At 60.0% G+C, this 22,806-nt stretch carries 22 protein-coding genes and 2 pseudogenes; 14 read left to right on the top strand and 10 right to left on the bottom strand.

Annotated elements, in window-relative coordinates:
• On the top strand, positions 1-518 hold a 518-nt coding region (locus B7G52_RS23870; protein ID WP_205853103.1), incomplete at its 5' end, for a hypothetical protein.
• Positions 519-636: 118 nt separating this feature from the next.
• On the opposite strand, the gene B7G52_RS21250 is transcribed toward B7G52_RS23870, so the two are convergent.
• Positions 637-2,070, bottom strand: coding sequence for a heavy metal sensor histidine kinase (locus B7G52_RS21250; protein ID WP_096699672.1), 1,434 nt, complete (start codon positions 2,068-2,070; stop codon positions 637-639).
• On the bottom strand, positions 2,070-2,750 hold the full coding sequence (locus B7G52_RS21245) for a heavy metal response regulator transcription factor (protein WP_096699671.1): 681 nt from the start codon (positions 2,748-2,750) through the stop codon (positions 2,070-2,072). Before B7G52_RS21245 ends, B7G52_RS21250 begins: the two co-directional genes overlap by 1 nt.
• Before the next feature lie 156 nt (positions 2,751-2,906).
• Here B7G52_RS21245 and B7G52_RS21240 point away from each other — a divergent pair, with 156 nt between their 5' ends.
• The 4 genes from B7G52_RS21240 to B7G52_RS21225 all read left to right on the top strand — a co-directional run bounded on the left by B7G52_RS21240 (position 2,907) and on the right by B7G52_RS21225 (position 4,448).
• A complete protein-coding gene (locus B7G52_RS21240) occupies positions 2,907-3,269 on the top strand; it encodes a DUF4148 domain-containing protein (protein ID WP_096699674.1) in 363 nt (120 codons plus the stop codon).
• A 67-nt stretch (positions 3,270-3,336) separates the two neighbouring features.
• The gene (locus B7G52_RS21235) at positions 3,337-3,684 is read left to right on the top strand and encodes a copper-binding protein (protein WP_096699670.1); all 348 of its coding nucleotides are present in this window, start codon (positions 3,337-3,339) and stop codon (positions 3,682-3,684) included.
• Positions 3,685-3,759: 75 nt separating this feature from the next.
• Positions 3,760-3,972 carry a GDCCVxC domain-containing (seleno)protein gene (locus B7G52_RS24220; protein ID WP_096699669.1) on the top strand — a complete coding sequence of 71 codons (213 nt, stop codon included), beginning with the start codon at positions 3,760-3,762 and terminating at the stop codon, positions 3,970-3,972.
• Positions 3,973-4,049: 77 nt separating this feature from the next.
• The gene (locus B7G52_RS21225; protein ID WP_096699668.1) at positions 4,050-4,448 is read left to right on the top strand and encodes a hypothetical protein; all 399 of its coding nucleotides are present in this window, start codon (positions 4,050-4,052) and stop codon (positions 4,446-4,448) included.
• Between the two features lie 90 nt (positions 4,449-4,538).
• On the opposite strand, the pseudogene B7G52_RS21220 reads toward B7G52_RS21225, so the two are convergent.
• Positions 4,539-5,627, bottom strand: a pseudogene (locus tag B7G52_RS21220) (IS256 family transposase); the annotation flags it as partial.
• Between the two features lie 270 nt (positions 5,628-5,897).
• Positions 5,898-6,536 carry a hypothetical protein gene (locus B7G52_RS21215; protein WP_141397520.1) on the bottom strand — a complete coding sequence of 213 codons (639 nt, stop codon included), beginning with the start codon at positions 6,534-6,536 and terminating at the stop codon, positions 5,898-5,900.
• A gap of 397 nt (positions 6,537-6,933) precedes the next feature.
• Between B7G52_RS21215 and B7G52_RS21210 the strand changes: the two genes are divergently transcribed.
• The 4 genes from B7G52_RS21210 (at position 6,934) to B7G52_RS21195 (ending at position 13,594) form a co-directional block, all read left to right on the top strand.
• Positions 6,934-7,464 (top strand): hypothetical protein, encoded by a 531-nt coding sequence (locus tag B7G52_RS21210; RefSeq protein WP_240523571.1) that lies wholly within the window; start codon positions 6,934-6,936, stop codon positions 7,462-7,464.
• Positions 7,465-7,539: 75 nt separating this feature from the next.
• A complete protein-coding gene (locus B7G52_RS21205; RefSeq protein ID WP_096699666.1) occupies positions 7,540-8,826 on the top strand; it encodes a TolC family protein in 1,287 nt (428 codons plus the stop codon).
• Positions 8,823-10,469, top strand: a complete 1,647-nt coding sequence (locus tag B7G52_RS21200; RefSeq protein ID WP_096699665.1) for an efflux RND transporter periplasmic adaptor subunit — start codon at positions 8,823-8,825, stop codon at positions 10,467-10,469. The genes B7G52_RS21205 and B7G52_RS21200 overlap by 4 nt, the downstream gene beginning before the upstream one ends.
• Complete coding sequence (locus B7G52_RS21195) at positions 10,466-13,594, top strand: efflux RND transporter permease subunit (protein WP_096699664.1); 3,129 nt, start codon at positions 10,466-10,468, stop codon at positions 13,592-13,594. Before B7G52_RS21200 ends, B7G52_RS21195 begins: the two co-directional genes overlap by 4 nt.
• A 515-nt stretch (positions 13,595-14,109) precedes the next feature.
• Here the strand turns inward: B7G52_RS21195 and B7G52_RS21190 are convergent.
• The 5 genes from B7G52_RS21190 to B7G52_RS21175 form a co-directional block, all read right to left on the bottom strand.
• Positions 14,110-14,751: a transmembrane anchor protein gene (locus B7G52_RS21190; protein ID WP_096699663.1), complete on the bottom strand. Its 642-nt coding sequence runs from the start codon at positions 14,749-14,751 to the stop codon at positions 14,110-14,112.
• An 18-nt stretch (positions 14,752-14,769) separates the two neighbouring features.
• Positions 14,770-15,504, bottom strand: a complete 735-nt coding sequence (locus tag B7G52_RS21185) for a HupE/UreJ family protein (RefSeq protein WP_096699662.1) — start codon at positions 15,502-15,504, stop codon at positions 14,770-14,772.
• 54 nt (positions 15,505-15,558) lie between these two features.
• On the bottom strand, positions 15,559-15,846 hold the full coding sequence (locus B7G52_RS23455) for a hypothetical protein (RefSeq protein WP_141397519.1): 288 nt from the start codon (positions 15,844-15,846) through the stop codon (positions 15,559-15,561).
• A 211-nt stretch (positions 15,847-16,057) separates the two neighbouring features.
• Entirely contained in the window at positions 16,058-17,410 is a 1,353-nt protein-coding gene (locus B7G52_RS21180) for an ATP-binding protein (RefSeq protein WP_096699661.1), read from the bottom strand.
• On the bottom strand, positions 17,407-18,072 hold the full coding sequence (locus tag B7G52_RS21175; protein ID WP_096699660.1) for a response regulator: 666 nt from the start codon (positions 18,070-18,072) through the stop codon (positions 17,407-17,409). The genes B7G52_RS21180 and B7G52_RS21175 overlap by 4 nt, the downstream gene beginning before the upstream one ends.
• Before the next feature lie 109 nt (positions 18,073-18,181).
• On the opposite strand from B7G52_RS21175, the gene dsbD reads away from it, so the two are divergent.
• The 5 genes and pseudogenes from dsbD to B7G52_RS21150 form a co-directional block, all read left to right on the top strand.
• Positions 18,182-19,969, top strand: a complete 1,788-nt coding sequence (gene dsbD / locus B7G52_RS21170; RefSeq protein ID WP_096699659.1) for a protein-disulfide reductase DsbD — start codon at positions 18,182-18,184, stop codon at positions 19,967-19,969.
• Positions 19,970-20,806 carry a TlpA disulfide reductase family protein gene (locus B7G52_RS21165; protein ID WP_096699658.1) on the top strand — a complete coding sequence of 279 codons (837 nt, stop codon included), beginning with the start codon at positions 19,970-19,972 and terminating at the stop codon, positions 20,804-20,806.
• A gap of 7 nt (positions 20,807-20,813) precedes the next feature.
• Positions 20,814-21,581 carry a thiol:disulfide interchange protein DsbG gene (gene dsbG, locus B7G52_RS21160; protein ID WP_096699657.1) on the top strand — a complete coding sequence of 256 codons (768 nt, stop codon included), beginning with the start codon at positions 20,814-20,816 and terminating at the stop codon, positions 21,579-21,581.
• A gap of 35 nt (positions 21,582-21,616) precedes the next feature.
• Positions 21,617-22,111 (top strand): hypothetical protein, encoded by a 495-nt coding sequence (locus B7G52_RS21155; RefSeq protein ID WP_096699656.1) that lies wholly within the window; start codon positions 21,617-21,619, stop codon positions 22,109-22,111.
• A gap of 103 nt (positions 22,112-22,214) precedes the next feature.
• Positions 22,215-22,412: pseudogene (locus B7G52_RS21150) on the top strand (helix-turn-helix domain-containing protein); the annotation flags it as partial.
• A gap of 145 nt (positions 22,413-22,557) precedes the next feature.
• Here B7G52_RS21150 and B7G52_RS21145 read toward each other — a convergent pair.
• Positions 22,558-22,806 (bottom strand): multicopper oxidase domain-containing protein (locus tag B7G52_RS21145; protein WP_170954836.1); only part of this gene is annotated, 249 nt, incomplete at its 5' end.

The raw sequence follows: 22,806 nt of genomic DNA, 5'->3' as shown, positions 1-22,806 counted from the left end.
CTTCCTCCACCGCCGCGCTTTCAGGCGGCAACAACCGCGCTACCGCCCGGTCCTTGAATGCTTGTCCGTATCGTGCCAATTCTTGTCCTTCATCGCCGCCCCCGGATTCTTGGTTCTATGGAGGCGACAACTATTCTGACGCGGGGGGGATCACTGTGCGCGTGACTTTAGATGAGACACCGGGCTTGCCAATCGCGCCGTCGCCATGGTCACCCGCGTGGCTTCCGGCCGCCATCGCGGACAAGGACAACAAGGCGCAAGGCAGCGAGAGCAGGATGTTTCGTGATTTCATTGAATACCTTTCAAGGGCGGCAATTGGAAGAAATAGTGCGTGTTTCGTACGTAGACACTTCCTGAATATGAATTTTCCGCCCATAGACAGGAAAGTGCGCCATCCGTGTCGATTACAAAGGGTAAAGGACCATGTTGTGACCGGGAGTTTAAATATCCGAACCCTACGTAAGACCCACCGGGAGATTACAAATTTGGAATCTCCCGGTGAACACAGCCAGCTGTAAATAAGTAGGAAAATCCCTGCGCCTTCTTGTGGTCAATGACGAATACGGGCTCACTGTAGGCGCCGTGCTCATCGGCATGATGAGAGGCACCTCGCACTTACCCTCGTCATGCAGGACTTCAGACCAGTTTCGGTGAAGGAAAACCAGCTACTGGGAATACCAGCGTGAAAGTCGTCTCACTGCCCGGCCGGCTGTATGCGATTACCTGCCCGCCATGAGCCAACATGATGGATCGCACAATTGCCAGTCCAAGTCCTGTTCCGCCGTCAAGGCGGGCGCGCGCGGCATCGACGCGGTAGAAGCGATCGAAGATGCGATTCAGATGGGCTTGAGCAATCCCCTCTCCCTGGTTGGTCACCGCCAAGGTGGTGCGGTCGCCGTCTGTGGCGATCACTATGCTTACCTTCGAATTCGCAAAGGCATGGCGTATTGCATTGGACAACAGGTTGGTGATCGCACGCTCAATCAGCAGGCGATCGGCCATGACAATCGCGGTGCCCGTCACCTCCACCGCAATCTCTCGCTCCTCAGCGATCAGCAAGAGGTAATCGGCCACTCGTTGAGCCTCCTGGGCAAGCTCCAGAAGCTCTCCTTGAAGCAATGTTTCGCTGTGGTCTGCCCGGGCAATAAAGAGCATGTCGGCGATCAGGCGAGACAGGCGCTCAAGTTCTTCAACGTTGCCTTCCAGGACTTCTCTGAATTCAGCGGATGTGCGCTTGTGGGACAGTGCCACCTGTGTTCGCCCCATGAGCGTTGCAACCGGCGTACGCATTTCATGAGCGAGCTCCCCGGAAAAATCCTGCAGCCGTCGGTAACCCGCATCGATGCGATCCATCATGCCGTTGAACTCTTCTGCAAGTTCGTAGAGTTCCGTGGGCAGACCTGAGGAAGATATTCGCTGACTGAGCGACTGTGCACCGATGGATGCCGCCAAACGATGGAAGCGCCGCAACGGCGTCAGACCGGTGCTAGCAATGAGCCAAGCGCCAAGCGCCACGATGAGCAGCAATATCGGCAAGCCCACCAAAGTTGCCTTGATGAAGCCAGCCAATAATCGGCTGTCATGCCTGCGGTCCAGCGACAGGTAATAACGCACAGACTTCCCGTTGGCGGCCGTACCGATGCCGTGAATGGCATTTAGCCGTTCACCAGTGGGCGCCGTCCACGCGTGAACGGACGTGGAACTGTTCGGGCGGGTGTCCAGCGCAGACACGGATTGCCGCGCAATCGCAGAAAAGCTCGCCACGCTTTGACCGCTAGCGGGATCTACCAGCGCCAAGTGGAGGTCATCGTGCCCAATCAGCAGATCGCCAAAGCGGTGCTTGTTCTGGTTGACCGCTTCCGGTGACGAGATTTCAGATAAAACATGCAGCACCAGGTCACGCTTGCCCAATAGCTCCGTCGCAGACCGCGCGTCAAGCTGCTGCGTCAGAGCATAGAACCCGACCACGATGGCTCCGCCAGTGATGAGAAGACCAAAAAAGGCGCTGGCCAGCGCGATGCGCGCAGCCAGGGAATTTCTGAGCCAAAAGTCGGGGAAGAGGCGTTGCATCACGGCGCGGTCCGGCGCTCCAGGACGTAGCCCACGCCGCGCACGGTGTGAATCAATTTCTCTTCGAAAGGGTCGTCGATCTTGGCGCGCAACCGTCTTATCGCCACTTCAACTACATTCGTGTCCGAATCGAAGTGAATATCCCAGACCAACGAGGCGATTTGAGTTCTGGAGAGGACTTCGCCGGTTTTCTGGGCCAAAAGGGTCAACAAGGCGAACTCCTTGGCCGACAGGTCGATGCGCTGGCCAGCGCGGGTCGCCCGGTGACGTACGGGATCGATCTCCAGATCCGCCGCACGCAGCACCGGCTCCCCGGTCACGGGCTGGCCGCGCTTGAGCAACGCCCGGACTCGGGCCAGCAACTCCGGAAACTGAAACGGTTTGACCAGGTAGTCATCGGCTCCCAGGTCGAAGCCGCGCACCTTGTCGTCGGTCTCGCCGCGGGCGGTGAGCATCAAAACCGGCACTTGCCTGGAGGTACGTAGCGCCGACAAAACGGCAAATCCGTCGACACCTGGCAGCATGACATCCAGGATCACCAAACCATGGTCACCGTTGGCAGCCGCATGCAACCCGTCCGTGCCGTTGTACGCCACCTCAACGGCATAACCGCTTTCGGTCAGACCCTGACGCAGGTAGGCGGCGGCCTTGGGTTCGTCTTCAATCACCAGTATTTTCAAAAGAAGCCTCGATCGTACATAACGTATTCGTAATCTCCGGGTCAGGGCGGCGTCGCAGCTGGGTTTCTACATTAACAACTGTGATGCAGAGTTTGCATCGCAGTGGCTCCAAGTGTTGGAACCACACCTTGCAATCGATATTAAAGGAGTTTGATCATGTTGTTTCGTAAAACCGTATTTGCCCTTGCCCTTGCCGGTGCAGCCATTCCCGCAGCTTTTGCCAACAGCGGCAGCGCCTGGGTCGGCGGCGAACGGGGCTTTGAGACCCACACCGTGCAAAGTACCAAGAGCCGCGCCGACGTGGAAAAAGAGTTAGACGCTTTCCGCAAAAAACCTACGACTGCTGAAGGCGGCACGCTGGTCGGCGGCGAAGCCGGCTATATCCCCCCACAGCACAGCTATGCGTTCCAGGACGGCAGGCTTGTCCACACCGACAGCATTGCACACAACACCCCGAAGCCCAGTCTCGCCATGACAGGCGCGGAGCGTAGCCTGTTCCGGGAGCAGTACGTCAACTGATACGAAGCGAGAAACCGAGCCGGATGCAGGCCATCCGGACAATCCATTAATATCCTTAGGAGTTTCCATGAAATCGAAGATCAATGTTTTTTTGGTGACGGCTGTGCTTTCCATGAGTGCTACTGGATTTGCCATTGCCGCAATTGACGCTCCAACCGGCGCCCAGAACACGGGCGCAGCGACTGCCACAACGAGGCTGACAGCCGGCGAGGTGCGCAAGGTGGACCTTGAACAGAGCAAGCTGACCATCAAACACGAGGCACTCGAGAACCTGGACATGCCGGGTATGACCATGGTGTTCAAAGTTCTGGATGCCAGGCTGCTCAAGGACCTCAAGCAAGGCGACAAAATCCTGTTCAGGGCTGAAAAAGGCGAAGCAGGCTTCACAGTCGTGGCGCTTGAGCAAGCCAAGTAAGGCAATGGGTCCGGGAGACAATGATCGACCGCCGACTCAAGCGTACTTCGACTGAGCCTGACCGAAAAGTGGGAAATGGCCACTTACGGTACCCTCACTTGCTCCGTCTGTGGTTATCAGAAGACCGAACAGATTCCCACCGTCGCCTGTCAATGGTTTTACGAGTGCGAACAGTGCCACGCCGTTCTGCGCCCGAAATCAGGGGATTGCTGCGTGTTTTGCTCCTACGGCACGGTGCCCTGCCCACCCGTTCAGGACAAAGGCCGTGCATTGGGTTGTTGCAGTTAAGAACTTTTGTCGCCAATCTGAATCCGTTCAACTAGACTTGATCGCTTGGCAGTTTCGTTTTCTTCTCACATCAGCCCATGATCTGGATTCGCCGCACCCGTCTGCTTACAGCGGTTTTCGCGCTGGTCAGCCTGCTGTTCATGCAGCTGGCCGTGGCCGGCTATGTTTGCCCGGGTGCTGGATCAAAGGTTTCTGATATCTCGGCAATGGCCGAAGCAGGCATGCCCTGCGCGCAATCCATGACTTTAAACATGGATGAGGAGCAGCCCAATCTGTGCCAGGCACATTGCCAAACGGGTCATCAGTCAGCCGACAAGCATGAGCTGACCTCCCCCGTCGCCATCAGCGCTTTGCCTGCCAACTTCAGTTTGCAGATCGCCTTCCCGGTGTTTTCTGAAGCGCCGCTGCAGGCGCCTCATCTGCAGCGCACCACCGCGCCCCCTGTCGCCATCCGGAACTGCTGCTTCCGCCTCTGACCTCCCGGACCACCTGGCTCCTGTCTGATGCATTTCCCGTGCATCGACAGGTCGTTATTCGTGCTCTGGAGGTTTTATGTCTATTTCATCTTAGTTGAATTGCTTGGTAAATCGGTCGTCGTAGAGAATCGCGAACTGGTTCATCGCCTCCTTCCAATCCCTGCCTGCTCGGTGCCAGTCGGCCGTGATGTTTCGCAGGGCCAGCCAGATCAGCTTGGTGGCCGCATCGTCCGTGGGGAAGTGCCCCCGCGTCTTGATGATCTTGCGCAATCTGGCGTTGACACTTTCGATGGCGTTGGTGGTGTAGATCACCCGCCGGATGTGAGCGGGGAAGGCAAAGAAGGGAATTACCTTGTCCCAGGCCCGCCTCCAGGCCCCCACCACGGTCGGGAACTTGCTGCCCCATGGACCCTGCTCAAACGCATCCAACTCGCCCAGCGCGGCCTCAGCGCTGGGTGCTGTGTAGATCGGCTTAATGGCCGCCGCCAGTGCCTTGCGGTCCTTCCAGCTGGCGTAGTCCAGGCTGTTGCGTATCAGGTGCACGACGCAAGTCTGCAGCGTGGTGGCCGGGAACACTGCACCCAGCGCCTCAGCCATTCCCTTGAGCCCATCGGTGACGGCGATCAGGATGTCATTGACGCCCCGCGTCTTGAGGTCGTTGAACACCTTCATCCAGAACTTCGCGCCCTCGGTGTTCTCAATCCACAGGCCCAGGATGTCGCGCGTGCCGTCCGGGCGCACGCCCAGCGCCAAGTAGACGGCCTTGTTGCGCACCACCGCGTCCTCGCGGATCTTCACCCTCAGGGCGTCGAAGAAGACCACCGGATACATCGGCTCCAGGGCACGCGCCTGCCAGGCCGTGACCTCGCTCATCACCGCGTCCGTGACCGAGCTGATCAGATCCGGCGAGACTTCGGTGGCATATTGCTCGGCCAGAAAGCCTTGAATCTCGCGCACCGTCATGCCCCGCGCGTACATGGCCACGATCTTGTCGTCAAAGCCGGTGAAGCGGCGTTCGTGCTTGGGGATGAGCAAGGGCTCGAAGCTGCCCGTGCGGTCGCGCGGAACCTCTATCCGCAGCGGGCCGTCCTCGGTCAGGACGGTCTTGCCTGAGGCACCATTGCGGTGGTTCTTGGCCTCAAGGGGCTTGTCTGCGCCAGGCGCATAGCCCAGGTGGTGGGTATTCGTGCGCCAAATGAGTCCTTTCTAGAACAAGAGTGTTCTTTTAAGCGTCAAAGGGACCGGAACCGCTAACTCACCAGGCTTGGTCTTTTTCTTTGAAGCTGGTTGACTTCCTTGCTCGTCCGAGAGCGCAGTTTCTTGAGGAGCTACAGGGCCGAACGGGGCGTCGCCAAAAGCGGCGGCGGAGTTGGCGGCCGCAATCCCGGCCCGCACCTTTGCAATTGAGTTACCGGCCCGTTTGCTTACCGAATATGAATACGCGAGGCATCATGTCCGACTCACTTCGGTCGAGTGATTAATGGGCAAACTATCGATGGTGTGACATCGAAGCTTTCCTTCAGTTAACAACGTGAATACTGTTGCGCGTACCAGCATGGCGTCGACGTCTGAAATACTTTTTTCGAAGTCTTGCAGCCGCCACTTGGCAGGCATTAGATTAGTGCAGCGATCAGCCAGATTTTCAGAAACTTGCCCGCGGTGCGAAATCAGGTGCTGCAGGATGGTGGACCAGTTGTCATACCGGACTCGACGTTTCTCGAATTCGTCAACAAGGACCTCAACAACCTTAGCGTTGCAGTCGGCAACCCATTTGTAGAAGTCCACATAGGCAAATTTCTTCTTCTCATTCATCCAAGCCTCGGATTGTTTGGTGAGGAGGAAGAAGGTGGGGACGCCTCCACGCATAGCCCAGAAATCCACCACTCGCGCCGGCTTTGTGTTTGGAATCACAAGCGCCCTCTCGCAAAGAGCGTCAACTTCAAAGTCTGCTTCGAGATCAATGAACAGACAAAGTGCGCTTTTCCCGTACAGGGTCATACGCCGCCCGGCTTTGAGGCTGTACACGTCAAAACGGTATGAGCCATGAGGCCTGCGGTTGTCCGCGGGAGTCTCGTAAGTAAGGGCCATGGGTTAGTCCAAGTGGGACGTAATCCATTGACTGCTTCTTTTGCCGTGTTGTCAACTTCTCTTCATAAAATTTGGAAATGAAATTGTCAACAAAGCGCCGCTAGCCCGCATGGCAGCTACATCATCTGCCTTCGGCCAAATCCTTACAGTGGCGAAATATTGCCAAGGCTGCGCCAATCGAAACAAAACGTAACAGCATCCGCTGATTGGCATGTTCTCTTCCAAATTCATGGAAAAGAACCTGCCAACAAAGCACGTGGCTTACCCATGGAACTTAAGAAAGCTGCGTTGGCATCTTCATTTCGCCGGATGGCTATACAGCGATTACCTAATCTTCCTGGCATCCGTTACGTAACCTTCGACTTTTCGCCCTTTTGACAGGCTCGTAGAAAAAGTTGTGATTTACGAAATGGCTGACGGCAGTAACGTTGTGGGCGACTCAGTTGTTGCCAGGAACTTTTATCTCGTACTTCAATCAACTAAACTGGGTGTTTTTTCAATTGCCGTTCTCGTTGCTTTAACCTTCTGTGAAATGATTTTGCGCCGCACACGTCTGGTCACCGCGCTATTTGCGCTGATCAGCCTGCTGTTTATGCAGCTGGCTGTAGCCAGCTATGCGTGTCCCGGCGCTGGATCAAAGGTTTCTGATATCTCGGCAATGGCCGAAGCAGGCATGCCCTGCGCTCAATCCATGACTTTAAACATGGATGAAGAGCAGCCCAATCTGTGCCAAGCGCATTGCCAGGCTGGACAGCAGACCGCTGACAAGTACGAGATCCCTGCCCCGTTGGTGATTACCGCCCTCCCCCCCGATTTCACACTGCCGGCCATTACGCCGGTATTGCAAGGGGCGCCTTTGCAGGCGCCTCACCTGATGCGTACCACGGCTCCGCCCGTGGCCATCCGGCACTGCTGCTTCCGCCTCTAGCCTCCTGAATACCTTCTTTCTGTCCGGTGCAACTCGATTGCGCCGGCAGGTCGTTGTTCGCGTTCTGGAGGTTTTATGTCAATTCACTTTTCGATTCGCCGGGCGGTCATTTCCGTCCTGCTCGCGGTTGCGGGGTCTGCGACCCTGGCGGCTGACCCGATCACATTTCTGGAGGCCCAACGCCTCGCAGTGGGCCGGTCCCAGCAACTGATAGCGCAGGACGCACTCACCACCGCGGCTAAAGAGCTGGCGGTGGCGGCCGGCCAGCTGCCAGACCCTGTCCTGAAGCTCGGCTTGGAAAACCTGCCGGCTAACGGCCCCGATCAGCTGAGCCTGACGCGGGATTTCATGACCATGCGCCGCATCGGGATCATGCAGGAGCTCCCACGTGCAGAAAAACGCCGGCTCAAATCCGAAAGGTTCGAGCGAGATGCATTACGCGTACAGGCACAGCGCCAACTGACCTTGGCCAATGTGCAGCGAGATACCGCGCTGGCATGGCTGGACCGTTATTACAGCCTGTCCATGCGTGACCTGATTCAGCAGCAGGTGGAAGAAACCCGCCTGCAGACGGAGGCCGCCAATATAGCGTTTCGCACCGGCCGGGGAAGCCAGGCTGACGTGTTTGCAACCCGCGCTGCCGCCATCATCTTGCAGGACCGCATTAGCCAGATTGACCAACAGGCGCGCGGCGCTACCTTGATGCTGGCGCGCTGGGTGGGCCCACCCGCTGCCGCCCGGCCCCCGACAGGAATGCCGTCGTGGCGCAGTCCGCCTCTGCAAGGAGGCACCTCTGAACAACAGATCAGGCAACATCCTGAACTGCAGGCGATGGCTGCCGAGGTTGAGGCATTGGAGACCGACGTGCGGCTTGCCCAAGCCAACAAACAGGCGGACTGGAGCGTCGAAGCCAGCTACGCCCAACGCGGTCCCGCCTACTCCAACATGGTTTCGATCGGGGTTTCCATTCCGCTGCAGTGGGACCGAAAGAGCCGGCAGGACCGGGAAGTTGCATCCAGGCTGGCGCTGGTTGACGAGGCCAGGGCTCGCTACGAAGACATGCTGCGCATCCGGGAAGCCGAGGTGCGAAGCATGTTCAACGACTGGCAGACCGGCATGGAGAGGGTCGCCAGGTATCACAACGAACTGATACCGGCCACTACGCAGCGCGCCGAGGCCGCGCTCACCACCTACCGCACCGGTCAAAGCGACCTTGCCAGCGCTTTGAGTGCACGTCAGGGTGAGATTGACGTCCGGCTGCAAGCGCTGTCGCTGGAGGCGGAAACGGCACGGGCCTGGGCGCGCCTGAACTTTCTGATTCCTGATCAAAGCACCGCCTTCGCTACCAAGGAAACACCATGAACAAGAAAACATCGACCGTCGCGCTGCTGACAGTGGCCATAGGGGTCTTGGGCGGAGCAGGATACGGCCTGTACATGCTTGGCATGAAAACCGGACGCTCCCACCCTGCAGCTGTATTGACCGGGCCCGTCCCGCAGACTGCTGCGGCAACGTTGTCAGTCGGACCTCAGAGCATTGCGGAAGGAGAGGAAGCCACGCGCCGCCACATCAGAGCCGGGCTCAAGGCCGGTGATACCGATCCAGACTCAGGCCGTAAGATCCTGTACTACCACGACCCCATGGTTCCCAGCAGCAAGTTCGACAAGCCGGCCAAGTCACCTTTTATGGACATGATGCTGGTACCTGTCTATGCCGACAGTGATTCTGACCAGGGCCAAGTCACCGTCAGCCCTCGTGTCCAGCAGAACCTGGGGGTGCGCACCGCTCTGGTTGCCGAAGGCACCCTGTCGCAGCAGGTTTCCGCGGTGGGCAGCATCGCCTTCAATGAACGCGACCAGGCCATCGTTCAAGCGCGGGCGACCGGATATGTGGAGCGTCTGCATGTGCGGGCGACGCTGGATCGAGTGGCCATGGGCCAGCCGCTGGTGGACCTCTACATTCCCGACTGGGTCGCAGTCCAGGAAGAGTTCCTGGCGCTCAAGCGCATGCAGGGCGATGACCTGGCATCGCTGGTGGATGGTGCGCGTCAGCGCATGCGCCAGGTTGGCATGAGCGACGAACAGATCCGTCGGATCGAAGCCAGCGGCAGGGCACAGCCGCGTATCACCATCACAGCACCCTTGGGCGGCGTAGTGGTCGAACTGCTGGTCCGCGATGGCATGACGGTGATGGCGGGAAGCACCCTCTTTCGCATCAATGGCCTGTCCACGGTCTGGGCGAACGCTGAGGTGCCTGAAAGCCAGTCCGCCCTGGTGCGGCCCGGTGCCAAAGTGCAGGCGCGCAGCCCGGCCGCGCCGGGAACAAGTTTCGACGGCAGGGTGCAAGCCATCCTGCCGGACGTGAATCAGGCCACCCGCACGCTCAAGGCACGGATGGAGTTGGCCAATCCTGGCTCTCGCCTGGTGCCCGGCATGTTTGTCACCATGCAGTTTATGGACATGCGGGCGGACAAGGCCCTGCTGGTGCCGACCGAGGCGGTGATCCAGACGGGCAAGCGCACGGTGGTGATGCTGGCCGAAGAAAATGGCCGCTTCCGGCCTGTCGATGTGGAAGCGGGAATCGAAACCGGTGGACAGACTGAAATCAAGCGCGGTTTGCAGATCGGGCAGCGGGTGGTGGTCTCGTCGCAATTTCTGATTGATTCAGAGGCCAGCCTCAAAGGCGTGGAAGCCCGACTCAACCAGGCACCAAAACCGCCCGCCCCCAGCAGCGCGCCACGACACGAAGGCCAGGCCAAGATCGACGCCATTAACAATGATGCGATCACCCTGTCCCATGGGCCAATTCCGTCCATTAAGTGGGGAGCGATGACCATGGACTTCAAGGCGCCTCCGTCCCAAGAGCTACCGCGTAACCTGGCAGCTGGTGATAACGTGAATTTCGAGTTTTACATCGACTCTGAAGGACTGCCTCAGCTCACCCGGGTGTCGCCTTCGGGTCCCGCAACCGCTGCAACGCCAGCGGCTTCGGGGAGCACAAAGTGATCGCCCGGCTTATTCGCTGGTCCATCAGCAACCGCTTCCTGGTCCTTCTGGCGACCCTGATGATCGGCGCCTGGGGGGTGTACTCGGTGCTCAAAACGCCGCTAGACGCGCTGCCGGACTTGTCCGACGTGCAGGTCATCATCCGTACGACCTACCCGGGGCAGGCACCGCGCATTGTTGAAAACCAGGTCACCTACCCGCTGACGACGACCATGCTGTCGGTGCCGGGCGCCAAGACGGTACGCGGCTACTCCTTCTTTGGCGATTCCTTTGTCTACGTGCTGTTTGAAGATGGCACGGACATGTATTGGGCGCGCTCGCGGGTGCTGGAATACCTCAACCAGGTGCAATCGCGCCTGCCTGCGGCCGCCAAGGCGTCGCTGGGGCCGGACGCGACCGGTGTCGGGTGGATATACCAATATGCCCTGATTGACCGAAGCGGCACCCAGGATCCCGGACAGCTGCGCGCGCTGCAGGACTGGTTTCTTAAGTACGAACTCAAAACCGTTCCCAACGTTGCTGAGGTGGCGTCGGTGGGCGGCATGGTCCGGCAGTACCAGGTGGTACTGAACCCAGACAAGCTGGCGGCCTATGCCATCCCGCACACCAAGGTGGTCGAGGCCATCCAGAAAGCCAATCAGGAAGCCGGCGGATCGGTCCTCGAGTTGGGCGAAGCTGAATACATGGTGCGGGCATCAGGTTACCTTCAGAGTCTGGATGATTTCCGGGCGGTTCCGCTGATGACCACGCCGGGGGGCGTCTCCGTGAGACTGGGCGACGTAGCACGCATTCAGATCGGGCCGGAGATGCGTCGCGGCATCGGTGAACTCGATGGCGAGGGAGAGGCCACCGGTGGCGTGATTGTCATGCGCTCCGGTAAGAATGCGCTGGAAACCATCGCGGGCGTCAAAGCCAAGCTGGCATCCCTGCAGTCCAGCCTGCCCAAGGGTGTGGAAATTGTGCCGGTTTACGATCGATCCGGCCTGATCAACCGCGCCGTGGACAACCTGACCTTCAAGCTGCTGGAGGAGTTTTTGGTGGTTGCGGCGGTATGTTTCATCTTCCTGTTCCACCTGCGGTCGGCATTTGTGGCGATCATTTCACTGCCATTGGGCATCCTGGTGGCCTTCATCGTCATGCATTACCAAGGCGTCAATGCCAACATCATGTCGCTGGGCGGCATCGCGATAGCCATCGGCGCCATGGTGGACGCCGCGGTGGTCATGATTGAAAACGCCCACAAGCACCTCGAACATTGGGGGCATGACCATCCAGGGGAAACGCTGCAGGGCGAAGCACGCTGGCGAGTCATCGGGAATGCGGCGGCAGAGGTCGGACCAGCACTGTTTTTCTCACTGCTGATCATCACCTTGTCATTTATCCCGGTCTTCACATTGGAAGCCCAGGAAGGACGGCTGTTCTCCCCTCTGGCGTTCACCAAAACCTACGCCATGGCCGCGGCTGCGGGCCTGTCGGTCACCCTGATCCCGGTGTTGATGGGCTACCTGATCCGGGGCCGGATCCCGGATGAGAAGTCCAACCCCTTGAACCGCCTGCTGATTGCGATCTACCGGCCGATGCTGGAGGTTGTGCTTCGCGCGCCCAAACTTACTTTGGTGGTCGCCGGCTTCGTCCTGGCGATCAGCCTCTGGCCGCTACAGCACATTGGGGGCGAATTCATGCCGCGCCTGGACGAAGGCGACCTGCTCTACATGCCTTCGGCGCTGCCGGGCCTGTCGGCGGGCAAAGCCAGTGAACTGCTGCAGCAGACCGATCGCCTGATCAAAACTGTTCCCGAAGTCGCCAGCGTCTACGGCAAGGCCGGCCGTGCCGAGACCGCCACCGATCCGGCGCCTATGGAGATGTTTGAGACCACCATTCAGTTCAAGCCGCGCGACCAATGGCGAGCTGGCATGACGCAGGACAAGTTGGTGGACGAACTCGACCGCATCGTCAAGGTGCCAGGCCTGGCCAACATATGGGTGCCGCCGATTCGCAATCGCATCGACATGCTGGCCACGGGCATCAAAAGCCCGGTCGGGGTCAAGGTGGCCGGCACCGATCTGGCGACGATTGACCGGCTGACCGGCGAGATCGAGCGCGCCTTGAAGGACGTGCCGGGCGTCAGCAGTGCGCTGGCCGAGCGTCTGACCGGTGGACGCTATGTGGATGTCAACATTCGGCGCGACGCGGCGGCCAGTTTTGGCCTCAACATTGCCGATGTGCAGTCGGTCATCAGCTCGGCGGTAGGTGGCGAGAACATCGGCGAGACGGTGGAAGGCTTGCAGCGCTTCCCGATCAGCATGCGCTACCCCCGCGAGCTGCGGGATTCCCTGGAAAAGCTGCGCAGCCTGCCTTTTGTAACCGAGCGTGGTCAGCGGCTGGTGTTGTCTGATGTGGCCGACGTCCGCATCACGGACGGCCCGCCCATGCTGCGCAGCGAAAACGCCCGCCTGTCCGGCTGGGTATATGTCGACATTCGCGGGCGGGACCTGCGGTCCGCCGTGCGCGACATGCAAAAAGCCGTCACGGAAAAGGTCAAGCTGACGCCGGGTTACTCCATTTCCTGGTCTGGCCAGTTTGAATTCCTGGAGCGCGCCACGGCCAAGCTCAAGGTGGTGGTACCGTTCACTTTGTTGATCATCTTTGTACTGCTTTACCTGACCTTCAAACGCCTCGATGAAGCATTTTTGATTATGGCCACGCTACCGTTCGCCCTGGTGGGCGGCATCTGGCTGCTGTACATCCTGAGCTACAACTTGTCGGTGGCTGGTGCGGTGGGGTTTATTGCCCTGGCCGGTGTATCGGCGGAGTTCGGAGTGATCATGCTGTTGTATCTGAAGACTGCCTGGGATGACAAGCTTAAACAGGGGACAACTAGCACCGCCGATTTGCTGGACGCCATCCGTGAAGGTGCCGTGTTGCGCGTGCGCCCCAAGGCGATGACGGTGGCGGTCATTCTTGCAGGCCTGTTTCCCATCATGTGGGGCACGGGGACAGGTTCCGAGGTCATGCAGCGGATCGCAGCGCCCATGGTGGGGGGCATGATCACCGCGCCGTTGCTGTCCATGTTCGTGATCCCGGCGGTCTACCTGCTCATTCGGCAGAAGGCGGCTGCAAAATGAACAATGTACAGGCCGCCACCGACACTTTCAAAAAGGTGGTGAGCGAGCTGATCAAGGTCGAGGCCGTGGCATGCGAGGGGAGCGCGAGGGCTGGCCCTGCCGGCGGGGGACCACGGCCCGGGAGTAAACAAATACCACGGACGGCTCAAGGGCTGGCTGACATCCCGATGCGGGGCCCGTTGGCCAGGTATCCGCCTCCGCGACCTAGCTTGGATGTGGAGGCACGAGTGGCGAGGACGGGATCAAGCCGGAGCGCTACGTGATGACGGATTTCGACGGCAGGTCGTCGCACCTGTGGTCCCTGCGTCAGCGCAAAGCACGGCGCACAACACCCGAGATGCTGCGGGTCGGGAGCAAAGGTATCAAACGTTCGGCCTGGCGGCGCATCCGGTACAGATTCCGTCGACCGCGAACATTTTCATGCCTATGTCATCCATGACGAACACCAGCGCCGGTCATCCTAACAAGGCCGTCACCCGGCAATTCCGCGCAAGGGTGACGGCTTTAAACAGTCCTTACAGGACTCGTTTTATCGCACTGTACCCGCCTTTGGTGCTCAAGGTGACGATGGCGTCCTCTTTCGAACGATTGCGCCAGTACCAGCCGTGCTTGCCGTCGAAGGCCGCTTCCAGAACACCCTCATCTCCGGTTGACTGGCGGCCCTTGCCATAGCCGTGGTAAAAACCCGCCGGTGGGTTAACCGGGTCGCCGTGCGTATCAAAATTCACAGAGCCACCGCGAACGACCCACCGATAGGTCACTTTGGAACCCTTATTCATGTCCAGCTTGACCTCGGCTGCCTGACCCGGTTTGAGGGTGACCGAAATTTCGTCCGCCTTCCCCCCGGGGTCCGCTGAGGACGCCTTGCTTGCCGCGACATCCACATTCGCGTCCGTCGCTGCTGCAGGTGCGACGGCAACAGGTGCTGGGTCAACTGGCGTCTCTTTTGCCGCCTCGCTTGCAAGCGAGGCTTTGATCTCACCCATGCGCTTCAGACCTAATACGCCGCCAATGCCAGTGGGATCAATCCCGTATTCGGCAGGCATAACCGTCGTCATCAAGAGCGCCCCGGCAGACACAGCCGCAATGAGTGTGGAGCGGATCAGTTGCCGGGAGCTGGGTAAGTCGGCGTGGGTTGGTAATTCAGTGTTGTACATATTGGTATCCTCGAATGTTCAGGAAACAAAATAGCCAGTGAGTTGATAACCGATCAGCAGAAAGCCGGCGCACATCAGTGCGACGTTGGCGGTGTAGGCATGGCGAAGAAAGCTGTTGGTGCGGCGCCAGTACCCCATCACAATGAGGATGGCAAAGAGTGCCAGCAACTGGCCAATCTCCACGCCAACATTGAATGCCAGCAGATTGGGCAGCAGACCGTCCCGGGAGATTTCGAACTCCTGAATCTTCGTGGCCAGACCAAAACCGTGGAAGAAGCCGAAGACCAGCGTGGCTATTTTGGTGTCCGGCTGAACGCCAAACCAGCGCTGAAAGGCTCCGAGGTTATCCAGCGCCTTGTAGACAATTGACAGCCCAATGATCGCGTCGATCAGGTAAGAACTAACGCTGGTGCCAAAGTAGACGCCGGCCAGCAGGGTTGTCGAATGGCCGAGCGCAAACAGGCTCACATAGATTGCCACATGCCTGAGCTTGTACAGGAAGAAAATCACCCCAAACAGAAACAGCAGGTGGTCGTAGCCCGTCACCATGTGTTTTGCTCCCAGATAAACAAAAGGCAGCAGGTTCACCCCGGTAATCTCCTGGATGTAGCCCTTGTCACCCTCGGCCACCCCATGGGCAAAAGCACTGGCGCAGAAAAACAGGAAAAAGCTCAGTCCGACCAGCAAAGATCGAAGGTGAAAATACCGATCGAATGGCGAACGCCAACTAGCCTTGAAAAAAGGCAGATACATAAAAACTCCAACAAATGATTGATTAAATGGGCTGCGTCAGGCGGCCATATGCCGTCAAACAGTTGTTGGTTTGGGGGGGGGGCGCTCCAGCATGGCCACATGGGCGCTCGTCCCCAAAATTGCGTCGCGCAGACTCCATTGCTTCACACCCGTGCAAAGAATCAACGCATGTTCTGGCGGAGCAAACAGTGGTTCGTGGGTGTGATCAATCGCGGAGTGGCCGTGCTGGTGACCCCTCCTGCCCTCCTCCACTGAACCGTCTTCATGCCGGTGCGCAGAGGCTTCCTGATCAATGCCACGGATTTCGGCATGCCCGGCTAGCTGCACCTGGACGTTGATCATCGGATCATGGGAGGCGGACAGACTCGCAGCCAGAAAAGGCAGTAACGCCGTTAACAGCGTACAGATTAAAAGGACAGTTAGTGTTAGTGTTAGTGTCAGTGGTGGTCTACGCAGCATGGGTTGATCAAAAGTAATGATCAGTGACTAAAAATCTGATGCTGGAGAACTTCGCAGTCCCAAAGGGGGCCGGGCGATTCAGCGATGGTTTCAATCATAGTTTAGAAAGAGGTCCATGGTGGAAAACCATGCAGGGAAGTGTCAATCTCACCTCCAGACCACCATCGCTCCGCTGCAGCAATTCGAACGATCCGCCAAAGCGCTCGGCAATGGCGGCAACGACAGACAGGCCCAGACCGCTGCCTCGGCCTGATCCGCGCCGCCAGAAGCGCTGCGTCGCCAGCGCCAGTTCGTCATCGCTGAGTCCCGGCCCGCGATCGAACACGTGGAAACTGATTGTTTCCGGCGAGCGGCGTATCTCCAGCCTGACGCTGTTGGCGGCAGGGGAGTGGCGCAAGGCGTTGTCAAGCAGGTTGCGCAGTGCGGTGACTGCCAGCGCCTGGGGTAGCGCCAGTTCGGCGCGGTTGCCGTCGCTGTCCAGCGCGATGCGCTCGGGCGCATCGGGTGCTGCGTCGCGCATCGCGAGGCGGGCTACTTCGTGGGCCTCTGTGACGCGCCCGTCATCCCAGGAAAAAGCGCCTTCCACTTGCGACAGCGTCAGCAGTTGAGAGAGCGTGCGCTGAAGCCGCGCCACGCCCTCTTCAGCGTAATCCATGGCCTCTTCGGTGTCCTTGCCGCGGGTAATGCGCGCGACCTGAAGATGGGTCTTGATCGCGGTGAGCGGCGTGCGCAATTCATGCGCGGCATCGCTGGTGAAGCGACGTTCGCGGCGGATGGTCACGTTCATCCGCCCCAGCAGATGGTTCAGGGTATTGACCAGCGGCAGCAAGTCGCGCGACATGGGTTTGTCTGGAATCGGTGTCAATGTCTCCGTCGTGCGGCTGGCCAGCGCCTGCCGCAGGCGCTCCAGCGGCAGCAAGCCGCTTCCCACGCCGAACCACAGCACCGCCAGGCTGCCCACCAGGGCGACGACAAAGGGCACTGCCGCCGCAAGCATCACATTGCGCAGCAGCGTATCCCGCTCGTTCAGGCGATCGGACGTAGTGACCCGCAAACCGTGTGATTCCAGGGTGTAGCTGCGCCAGTGTTCGCCCCTGATTTCGCGGTCGGAAAAGCCGAGGGCCGACGCGGCTGTCGCCATCGCCTCGGGCACGGCGCCCGGTGTACGCGCGATCACTTCGCCACGCAGCGATACCTGGCATGCCAGGCCTTTTGCCGCCGCCGGCAGGCTCAACGTTGATGCGCCCGCTTTCCCGGTGCGGCCATCCCAAGCGGCAGGGTTTTGCGACATCAGTCCGGCCACCATGTGCGCCGACATGGCAAGCCGCTGGTCCAGGGTGCGGTGCATTTCCTTGTCCAGGCCTTGCAGCATCCAGAGCGCGACCCCGCCCCACAGCAGCATCATCGAGATGCCGATCATCAGCAACAAGCGCAGCCTGAGCGTCATGCTTTCACCGCGCTGAACCGGTAACCCACGCCACGCACCGTTTCGATCACATCGGCCCCCAGCTTGCGCCGCAGATGATGGATATGCACACTGAGGGCGTTGCTTTCGATCTCTTCACTGAAATCGTAAAGGCTGTCTTTCAGCTGGTCGGGGCTCAGGATGCGTCCACCCGCATGCAGCAGGGCGGCCAGCAGCGCCAGCTCGCGCCGCGATAAAGCGACGGCGCGTCCGTGCAGGGAGACTTCGCCACTGGCCGGATCAAGGCGCAGCGGGCCGTGCTCGATGACATCGACGCTGCGTCCGGCGGCGCGGCGCAGCAAGGCTTGCAGGCGGGCCACCAGCTCGTTGAGGTCGAAAGGCTTGAGGAGATAGTCGTCCGCGCCGGCGCGCAGCCCGGCCACGCGGTCTTCGACGGCGTCGCGCGCGGTCAGTATCAACACGGGCAGCGCCATGCCATTGGCCCGCAAGCGCTGCAGCAGGCGCATGCCGTCCTCGTCGGGCAGCCCGAGATCGAGGATCACCACGTCACAATGCACAACCGACAAGGCGGCCTCGGCCTGTGCCGAAGTGCGCACGCCATCGACCGTCAAACCGTGCGCACGCAGGCCGGCCAGGATGCCGTGGGCAATCAGTTCATCATCTTCAATCAGCAACACGCGCATGGCCTGTCCTCCATGCCAGATAGTATCCAGGCCTTTAATTATCCCAGCGTTAACGCAGCCTTAATCTGGCCGCTCAAAGATGCGTGTTCCATTTGATGTGAAGGCACTTATGCTGCGTTTGTTGTGGTTGATCGTGATGGTGCCCGTGTTGTGGGCTCTGCCGGCGCATGCCCAGCAGGATTTTCTGCCGGTGGAGCAGGCTTTCCGCCTGAGCGCCAGCCCGGATGGCGATGGCCAGGTACGCCTGAACTGGGACATCCGCAAGGGGTACTACCTTTATCGCCAGCAAATGAAGGTCGAAGCCGACCCCGCCGGTGGTGCGCTGCAGGTCAAGTGGCCGGCCGGCACACTAAAAACCGATGAAACCTATGGCGAAAGCGAGGTTTACCACGACCAGGTCAGCGTCCTGGTCAAGGCAGCCGATGCCCGGGCGCTGACCATCGACTGGCAGGGCTGCGCCGATGCGGGTCTTTGCTACCCGCCGCAAACCCGGCGCGTCAACCTGGCCGATGTCGCGGCAACGCCGGCAGCCCCGGCCGATCTGGCCACGACCCGCCCGAATCCGGCGCCCCCGGGCGCGCTCGGCGAAGACCAGGACCTGGCCGAACGCCTGTCGCGCATCAATATGGGCTGGATGCTTGTCGTGTTCTTCGGCCTGGGCCTGCTGATGACATTCACGCCCTGCGTGCTGCCGATGGTGCCGATTCTCTCCAGCCTGATCGCAGGCAGCGGCGCGAGTCCCAGGCGCGGTTTTATCCTCTCGCTGGCCTTCGTGCTGCCGATGGCGCTGACTTATGCCGGTGTCGGCGCGGCCGCGGCGCTGGCCGGCGCCAATCTGCAGGCGGTGTTGCAGAACCCCTGGGTGCTGGGCACCTTCGGCCTGGTGTTTGTCGTGCTGGCGCTGGCCATGTTCGGCTTTTATGAGCTGCAACTGCCCGCCGTTTTGCGCAACCGCCTCAACAACGCCAGCCAGGGCCGGCGCGGCGGCACGGTGGCGGGCGCCGCCACGATGGGCGTGCTGTCGGCGCTGCTGGTTGGCCCCTGCATGACCGCGCCCCTGGCCGGTGCACTGCTTTATATCGGCAATACCGGCGATGTCGTGACCGGTGCCCTGGTCCTGTTTGCCATGGGCCTGGGCATGGGTGTTCCGCTGTTGCTGGTCGGGACACTGGGCGCACGGCTGCTGCCGCGTCCCGGCGACTGGATGAACCGGGTCAAGGCGCTGTTCGGCTTTGTCCTGCTGGGCACCGCTATTGTGTTCGTGGCGCGGGTATTGCCTGCGGCGCTGACGCTGGGCTTGTGGGGCGCCTGGTTGCTGGCCATCGCACTGAGTTTGCTGGCGCTGGGCCAGAAGCTCGGCATGGGCAGCGGACGCCTGATGTCCCGTTACCTGGCGCTGCTGCTCGGCCTGTGGGGCGGCGCGATGGTGATCGGCGCGGCCGGAGGCGCCCAGAATCCCCTGCAGCCGCTGGCCTTCCAGGCAAGAGGCGTCGCGCCCGCGCAGGCGGCGGTCGGCAGTGACTTCATGGCCCGCTTCGGGCCGCTCAAGACACAACAAGCGCTCGAGACCCGCATTGCCGAAGCCGGACAGCGCGGGCAGTGGACGCTGGTGGATTTTTACGCTGAATGGTGCGTGTCCTGCGACGTGATCGAGCGCAAGGTATTCGCCGAGCCGCGGGTGCAACAGGCTTTGGCCGGCATGCAATTGCTGCGCCCCGACGTGACGGCCAACAATGCGGACGATCAGGCGCTGATGCGCGCCCACCAGATTCTCGGACCGCCGACCATGCTGCTGATCGGCCCCGATGGCAAGGAACGCCGTGCCGAGCGCATCATCGGCGAACTCGATGCCGACGAATTTCTCGCCCGCCTGGCGCGTGCAAAACAAGGAACCTGAATGCTCAACGTCAATCTGGGGCCCTTCTCCGTGCAAGTCAGCCATCTGCTCGTGCTGGCGTCCCTGCTGGTCGCGGCCGGAGTCGGCCACCTGGCCGGGCGGCGTCGACAAGCGGGCATCGTCAACGTCTTGTCCGACATGGCGTGGGCCGGACTGCTGGTCGCACGCATTGCCTTCGTCGCCACATGGTTTGACCTGTACCGCGACGCACCGTGGTCCATCCTGGACATTCGCGACGGCGGCTTTTCACCATGGGCTGGCCTGGCAGCGGCCTTGCTGGTGGCGATCGTGCACGGCTGGCACCGCGCGGCGCTGCGCAAGCCGCTGGCCCTGGGCTTGACCGCCGGTGCGCTGGCCTGGGCAGCGATGTCGGGTGCGCTCGGCACCTTCGACAACACCCCCAGACCGGCCCTGCCAACCGTGGCGTTGACAACGCTTGCAGGCGAATCGACAGACCTCGCTGCGCTCGCCAAAGGTCAGCCCATGGTGGTCAACCTCTGGGCCAGCTGGTGCCCGCCCTGCCGCCGCGAAATGCCAGTCCTCGCCGAGGCACAGCAGCGGGAAACCGGAATCACTTTTGTCTTCGCCAACCAGAGCGAAGACGCGGCGACCGCCCTGCGCTACCTGAGCGCCAGCGCACTGAGTCTGGCCAATGTGGTGCTCGACCCCGGCGCCGAACTGGGCCGCGCAGTCGGCTCGACGGGACTGCCGACCACGCTCTTCTACGATGCCAGCGGACAACTGGCCGATACCCACCTGGGCGAGTTGTCGGCCGCCTCGCTGGCCAGCAAATTAAACCCATTGCGCACGCGCACCACTTTCTCAACCAAGGAATAGATTTCCCATGATCAAAAAAACAGTTGTTCAATTTGCAGTTTTTCTGGGCTTGCTCGGCATGGCGATGGGCGCACAGGCCAAAGACTGGCCCGCACCGATCAAGGCGCTGGAAGCCAAGGGGGTTGAGGTGATCGGGACATTCGATGCGCCCGGCGGACTGACCGGCTATGCCGCCATGATAGAGCAGCAGCCGCTGGCCATCTACCTGACCGCCGACGGCAAACAGGCGATCGTCGGCTCCATGATCGATGCAAAAGGCGTGGACCTGAGCCAGGAACCGCTGAACCGGCTGGTGGCAAAACCCATGGCCGCGAAAACCTGGAAGCAGCTGGAGGGCAGCACCTGGATTGCCGATGGCGCCAAAAATGCCCCGCGGATCATTTACACCTTCACCGACCCCAACTGCCCCTACTGCAACAAGCTCTGGAACGATACCAGGCCCTGGGTGACGGCCGGCAAGGTTCAGCTGCGCCATGTCATGGTGGCCATTCTCGGGCCAACCAGCCCGGGGAAAGCGGCGGCTCTCCTGTCTGCGCAGGACCCGCAGGCCGCACTGACGCAGCATGAACAACAACATCGCAGCGGTGGTGTGAAGCCCCTGGCTCAGATTTCGCCCAAAGTTCGCGCGCAACTCGACGCCAACCAGGAGTTGATGCAGCAACTGGGCTTTTCCGCCACGCCAACGACACTTTACAAAGACGCCGATGGCAACCTGAAGACCATGCAGGGCGCACCGTCTGCGGACATGCTGAACAAAATCCTCGGGCCACGCTGAGCCTGTTCAATCCATCAACCACGACGAGGCCAGGGATGACAAGTACGCCGGACCGAAAGAGCTTGCTCCAGGGGCTTGCCAGGGAGTCGGTTCGATCCGGAACCATTGCATCGATCGCGATGATTCCTTTCGGATTTTTGTTCCAGCTTTTTGGGCTGCGCGTTGGACACTACGGAAAAAAACTGCTCGAAGCATTTTTCACCAACCTTCCCGAGATGACATTTCGAATGTTGATGTTCATCGAGCATTTCGTCATCGGCTGGCTGTCGGCTGCCCCCTTGCTCGTGCTTCTTGTCCTGTTGAAAAAAAGACTTCCCGCATGGGCTGTTGGCGCCATTTACGGCCTTGGCTACTATGTCGCCCTCAATTCTTTCGCCCTGCCACTGATTTTTGGGGATCAAACCCCCTGGACGCTTGGCTTCTCCGTGATGTATCCGAGCTTGGTCATTCACATCGTTTTTGGAGTTTCCATCGCACTCACATCAAGGCATTTTGTATTTTGTTTACCGCGGGTAAAAACGATGACATGACTGTTGAATTCCGTCGAAAACTGACCCCGTTGGAGCGGTAATTTCCATCCAAACCTGACCCACGTAGGCCCTAGTTAGTTTTTAAAGCAGGGAGAAATTAGGAGTGATAGACGTGGCGACATTGAGTGTCATCAGGCGTTGGGTACTGCGAGATCAGATGTCCATCCGCGAAATTGCAAGGCGTACAGGCCTGGCTCGCAACACAGTGAAGAAGTACCTGCGCTCAGATGAGACTGAGCCCAGCTACGAAAGACGGGTCAGCTCAAGCAAGCTCGAGCCCTACGCCGGGAAGCTGTTCACCTAGCTGGGAATCGAGGCAACAACATCGCGGAAACAGCGGCGCACTTTGAGGCAGATTCACACAGTCATATCCTTGAAACTGGAAATGACAGCTATCGATTCAAAAATAGCTCTGCAAAGACTCAACCCCAAAGGGGAAGTGCCCTTCACGCTTGCACGCGAAAGTTGATCATCATGCCGGCGTCTTCATGTTCCAGATTGTGGCAATGGAACACATAGATCTGGTCGCCGGGGTAATCGTGGGCGAAATCGATCGCCACCCGCACCGTTTCGCCGGGCCAGACCAGCACGGTGTCTTTCCAGCCGAGGTCGCTCACGGTGCGGCCCTGGCCGAAGCGCGCCGTGGCCGCGACCTGGGGCGGGCTGCCAATGCGTTCGAGCACCTGGAACGAAAA

Origin of the sequence: Polaromonas sp. AER18D-145 (assembly GCF_002379095.1) — a bacterium.
Lineage (GTDB): Bacteria > Pseudomonadota > Gammaproteobacteria > Burkholderiales > Burkholderiaceae_C > Polaromonas.
The sequence above is the reverse complement of the archived record's forward strand: the minus strand, read 5'-3'. Positions and strand labels throughout refer to the sequence as shown.

Coding starts and splice junctions, on each gene's coding strand:
- B7G52_RS24220 (WP_096699669.1), top strand. CDS start 3,760: ATGGCCACTTACGGTACCCTCACTTGCTCCGTCTGTGGTTATCAGAAG.
- B7G52_RS21250 (WP_096699672.1), bottom strand. CDS start 2,070: ATGCAACGCCTCTTCCCCGACTTTTGGCTCAGAAATTCCCTGGCTGCG.
- B7G52_RS21155 (WP_096699656.1), top strand. CDS start 21,617: ATGACAAGTACGCCGGACCGAAAGAGCTTGCTCCAGGGGCTTGCCAGG.
- B7G52_RS21225 (WP_096699668.1), top strand. CDS start 4,050: ATGATCTGGATTCGCCGCACCCGTCTGCTTACAGCGGTTTTCGCGCTG.
- B7G52_RS21175 (WP_096699660.1), bottom strand. CDS start 18,072: ATGCGCGTGTTGCTGATTGAAGATGATGAACTGATTGCCCACGGCATC.
- B7G52_RS21190 (WP_096699663.1), bottom strand. CDS start 14,751: ATGTACAACACTGAATTACCAACCCACGCCGACTTACCCAGCTCCCGG.
- B7G52_RS23455 (WP_141397519.1), bottom strand. CDS start 15,846: ATGATCAACGTCCAGGTGCAGCTAGCCGGGCATGCCGAAATCCGTGGC.
- B7G52_RS21205 (WP_096699666.1), top strand. CDS start 7,540: ATGTCAATTCACTTTTCGATTCGCCGGGCGGTCATTTCCGTCCTGCTC.
- B7G52_RS21165 (WP_096699658.1), top strand. CDS start 19,970: ATGCTCAACGTCAATCTGGGGCCCTTCTCCGTGCAAGTCAGCCATCTG.
- B7G52_RS21240 (WP_096699674.1), top strand. CDS start 2,907: ATGTTGTTTCGTAAAACCGTATTTGCCCTTGCCCTTGCCGGTGCAGCC.
- B7G52_RS21180 (WP_096699661.1), bottom strand. CDS start 17,410: ATGACGCTCAGGCTGCGCTTGTTGCTGATGATCGGCATCTCGATGATG.
- B7G52_RS21185 (WP_096699662.1), bottom strand. CDS start 15,504: ATGTATCTGCCTTTTTTCAAGGCTAGTTGGCGTTCGCCATTCGATCGG.
- dsbG (WP_096699657.1), top strand. CDS start 20,814: ATGATCAAAAAAACAGTTGTTCAATTTGCAGTTTTTCTGGGCTTGCTC.
- dsbD (WP_096699659.1), top strand. CDS start 18,182: ATGCTGCGTTTGTTGTGGTTGATCGTGATGGTGCCCGTGTTGTGGGCT.
- B7G52_RS21215 (WP_141397520.1), bottom strand. CDS start 6,536: ATGGCCCTTACTTACGAGACTCCCGCGGACAACCGCAGGCCTCATGGC.
- B7G52_RS21200 (WP_096699665.1), top strand. CDS start 8,823: ATGAACAAGAAAACATCGACCGTCGCGCTGCTGACAGTGGCCATAGGG.
- B7G52_RS21235 (WP_096699670.1), top strand. CDS start 3,337: ATGAAATCGAAGATCAATGTTTTTTTGGTGACGGCTGTGCTTTCCATG.